We start from the raw sequence: 3,595 nt of genomic DNA on the forward strand, positions 1-3,595 counted from the left end.
ACTCTTTTCCTTTTTTATCGTCTTTTTTAGCTACTTTAGCACTAGCCTGGAATTCATCATGAAACTTAAATTTAGGCTCACCCGCAAAAGTGCCATCCAGTTTGTAGTGCTCATGCATTGCCTTAACGTCTTTCACCATCTTATCAAAGTCAAAGGTGTATTTCGCATCAACAGCCGGGGTGAATGGCGTATAAGGTGGTTTTGCCCCTTTCCAAGGCGATCCTTCATAGTTCAGGTGACAGGCACTGCAGCTTTCTTCAAAATGAAAGTCCTGGCCTTTGTCTGCCAATACCTTACGCGGTGTGGTCTTGCCCGATTTCTCGAATGCCTGGCCCGCCTTGCGATGGTCCCCGCGGAATTGCCGCCCAGGTCCATGGCAGGATTCACATCCCACTGCTGCCAATTGTTTGTTCGGCGCGTCAATCGTGTAGCCTCCCGATTTACCAAATCCATCTACATGACAGCCTACGCAGTCCTTGTCCTGGGTATAGTCTTTCGCCGGATCAAGCTTGGCTTTAACTTTGGCTTCTTTTTTTACGTCAGGCTTCAGCGATTCCATCGCCTTGGCATGCGCGGTGTCTTTCCATGATTTGGCCTGGGCTTTATGACAGGCACTGCATTTCTTACGCCCTTCAAAGGGTGCATCTTGAGCGACAACGTTGCCGGTAAAAAATACAAGCATCGCCGCTACCGCAAGTGCATAAGCTGTGATGTATTTCATGTTCTCTCCTCTTTTTTTCTAACTTAGTTCTTAAAAATAATAAGTCGGTTCATAATTGTACGCGATCATCAAATTGTGTAAATGGGTTTAGCTTCTGATGGCGCTGTTTTTGAATGCTTCTCTTTATGGAAGCTTATATACCCAGTATCCCCCTTGTTGATAGACGAGTTGCGCAGCTTTCAGCTCCAGCGGCGGCGCCTTGCCAGTAAAGGGGAACATCCGGGCAAGTAGCGTGTCCGCACTTTGCTCGTCTGTTAAAAAGAATACGCGGATATCCTGGTCAGAGAGTGATTGCAGGGTATAGGTGCTGTAATCATGTTTTTTCATCTCGACTTTCATGTGGTTGATCAGGCCGTGTATATTGCCTGTCATGGCAAAGTTCTTGTACGCTACGCCAAATTTTTCCGGATACATCAGTCCAAGCTTGTAAAGGTCCGATACATGGATAACGAGATAGGCTTCTTGTGTTGAGCCTATCAGTTCTCGTAATCTGGCAACGCCCGCTTCTGGTGAGCGCAATAGCGCTTCCGCGAAGCGTTGGAATTGGTCACGCTCTTCGTCTGATGGCGAGGTTTGCGGGATTTGGTTTTCATAGGCACGGATGGCTTCGCTGGATTCCTGCCAGCGCGCCGGGATGATGAGCGGTTCGTTTAGGTGTCCGCTAAATAGTGTGTTCCGCTTCGATAATAGGCGGATTTGGCGGGAGGTGTCCCACCAGGCCAGAATAAGTGCGTCTGCAGGGGTGTGCTTGTCTATGGCAGCGGCTAATGCACTCAGTTCCGATGGCTTGCGATCCAGTGCGAGTAGCGGTTCTCCTGTGCGATTTTCCCAGTTGAGTAGGACGGGTGATTCGCTGTCACGATGCCCAAAATAGGCTAACGCAACCGGTTTGTCACTTTCTGTAACCTGTATTTCATATTTGCTGATTTGCAATCCTGGCCAGGCTTCGAGTTCGAGTTCCGGGAATTGACTCGCTTCTCCTTCTTCTACCAGTTGGTATTGGTAGGGCGCAACTCCCGGTGCCAACCATAAATAAGCAAACCAGATGAGTAAAATAAAACCTCCCGTTACGAGGAGGATTCCTAGTAACGGGAGGAGCTTGTCTATCCAGCGTACCTCCTGGGTACGCTGGTTCTTACTTGGAGTAATCAAGCTTCGTTTTGCTTACGTTTACGCCAGCCAATCAGCGCTAATGTGCCCGCCAGCAACATTCCGCCTCCTAGTCCTCCCAGTGAGATTTTTTCACTGGTGCTGTTTAGATCCAGCAGACTGGTTTTGGATGCTTCAAGCTTGTTAACACGCGCTTGCAGAGCCGCCATTTCACGCAGTTTGGTGTGCTCGTCTTGAATCTCAACATACGCGCGGTTCATCGGACCCCATCCTTCGGTATAGGTCCAACCACCCGGGTTGACGTGAGCCAGGCCTACGTGCATCTTGGCAAGGTCATTTTCAGCCATTTCGAGTACTTTGAGTTCAATCGATGCCGGGTTGTTGCCTTTCGACCAGAATAGCTGGGTGAATTGGCCAAATCCCGGTTTCTCAGGTGCAGGCGGGGCCGGACGATTGGTCTTCTGACCTGTCAGCATACCTTCATTGTAAAGCTTTTGAACAACTTCATGAGCTTCCTGGTATTTGGCAAGGCCTGATAAAGTGCCTTTGTCCATGAGTTCCAGGTAGGAGCGGGCAAAACGTTCCGAGTGACATTGCGTGCAGGTAACGACCCAGGAGTCCAGTCGCTTTTCCGACCATTCGCTCGAGATGTTTTCTGCTATGCCCGGTACAAAAGGATAGTTTGCCCAGCGTACTTTCCTCATCAGGTTGTGGGTGTATTCGCCTTCATATTCCATGTGACAGCTGGCACAGGTGGGTGCATTCTGGCCGCCCTTGGCAAAGGCGTCCTTCAGGGGCACATCCCAGTTCCATTTGTCACCCAGCATGGTGACCATCTTGCCGTGCTTGGACATGGAGTAGGCTTCCCAGTTGTTGTGATCCACTCCGCTGTGACAGGTGGCGCAGGCTTCCGGTTTACGGGATTCCGCCGCAGAAAATTCATGTCGCGTATGGCAGTTGTCACATTTGTTTTGGTTGGTGTGACACATGGAGCAGCCTTCAGCCACTTCTCGCTGCGGCATCGCCGCCCATACTGTCGTCTCTACGTTAGCTGCATAGTCCAGTGCATGGGAAGGACGACCGGCCGGCCATTGTCCATTCGGGAATATCATGGTGTCTCGTTCCGATTCACGTTCGACAAATTCTCGCAGGTGACAGGTGCCACATACGTCTGCAGTCGGCATGATCAGGTCTTTGGTGTGATCCGCTTTTTTCTTGGCGTTCACTTCCACGTGACAGTCAATGCAGCCTACTTCCTTCAGCTTTTCATCCGCACCCAGTTTACCCAGTGAACGCAGATTGCCTTCTACTTCCTCAAGCTTCTCCTTCTTGTAATACAGCGGATCTTCCACCTTGAGGTTGCGTACCTTGTCTAAGTTGGCGTGCGTGCTTCGCTTCCACGCTTGCACCCATACCGGTGATTCGTCCGAGTGACATTCAACGCATTCCTTCCGGCTCGCGATTTCTTTCATCGTGGTCGGTGGTTTATAAAATGTCGCCGGGTCTAAATATATGCCGTACGGAATCGGTTCCCAGTACTTCGCCATCGAACCAGGTCCCGCCCCTTGCGCAGGATCCTTGTAACGCTTGACCACCGCATCGTACGTCTCCTTGGGCGTCGCCTTGCTACGATCCAGCTTCAACGCATTATACAGTTCATCCGGTACCGTCGATATGTTCGCATGCAATGCCCCCGCAAACATTACTCCACATGCCACTACTAACCCCTTCAGCCATCCTCGGGCATCCATTCCTCTCTCCTTC

3 protein-coding genes are annotated in these 3,595 nt (G+C 50.7%); all 3 read right to left on the reverse strand.

Annotated features, from left to right (window positions below):
* Positions 1 to 721, reverse strand: a 721-nt coding sequence (cycA, locus tag BLP80_RS14595; protein ID WP_143002327.1) for a cytochrome c-550 CycA, incomplete at its 3' end; no start/stop codon positions are given.
* Between the two features lie 123 nt (positions 722 to 844).
* Positions 845 to 1,873, reverse strand: coding sequence for a hydroxylamine oxidation protein HaoB (gene haoB, locus BLP80_RS14600; RefSeq protein WP_090544454.1), 1,029 nt, complete (start codon positions 1,871 to 1,873; stop codon positions 845 to 847).
* Positions 1,870 to 3,534, reverse strand: coding sequence for a multiheme c-type cytochrome (locus BLP80_RS14605; RefSeq protein WP_371128837.1), 1,665 nt, complete (start codon positions 3,532 to 3,534; stop codon positions 1,870 to 1,872). The genes haoB and BLP80_RS14605 overlap by 4 nt, the downstream gene beginning before the upstream one ends.
* Positions 3,535 to 3,595: the final 61 nt, after the last annotated feature.

Origin of the sequence: Nitrosomonas sp. Nm132 (assembly GCF_900100485.1) — a bacterium.
In the GTDB taxonomy this organism is placed as follows: Bacteria; Pseudomonadota; Gammaproteobacteria; order Burkholderiales; family Nitrosomonadaceae; genus Nitrosomonas.

Coding starts and splice junctions, on each gene's coding strand:
- BLP80_RS14605 (WP_371128837.1), bottom strand. CDS start 3,534: ATGTTTGCGGGGGCATTGCATGCGAACATATCGACGGTACCGGATGAA.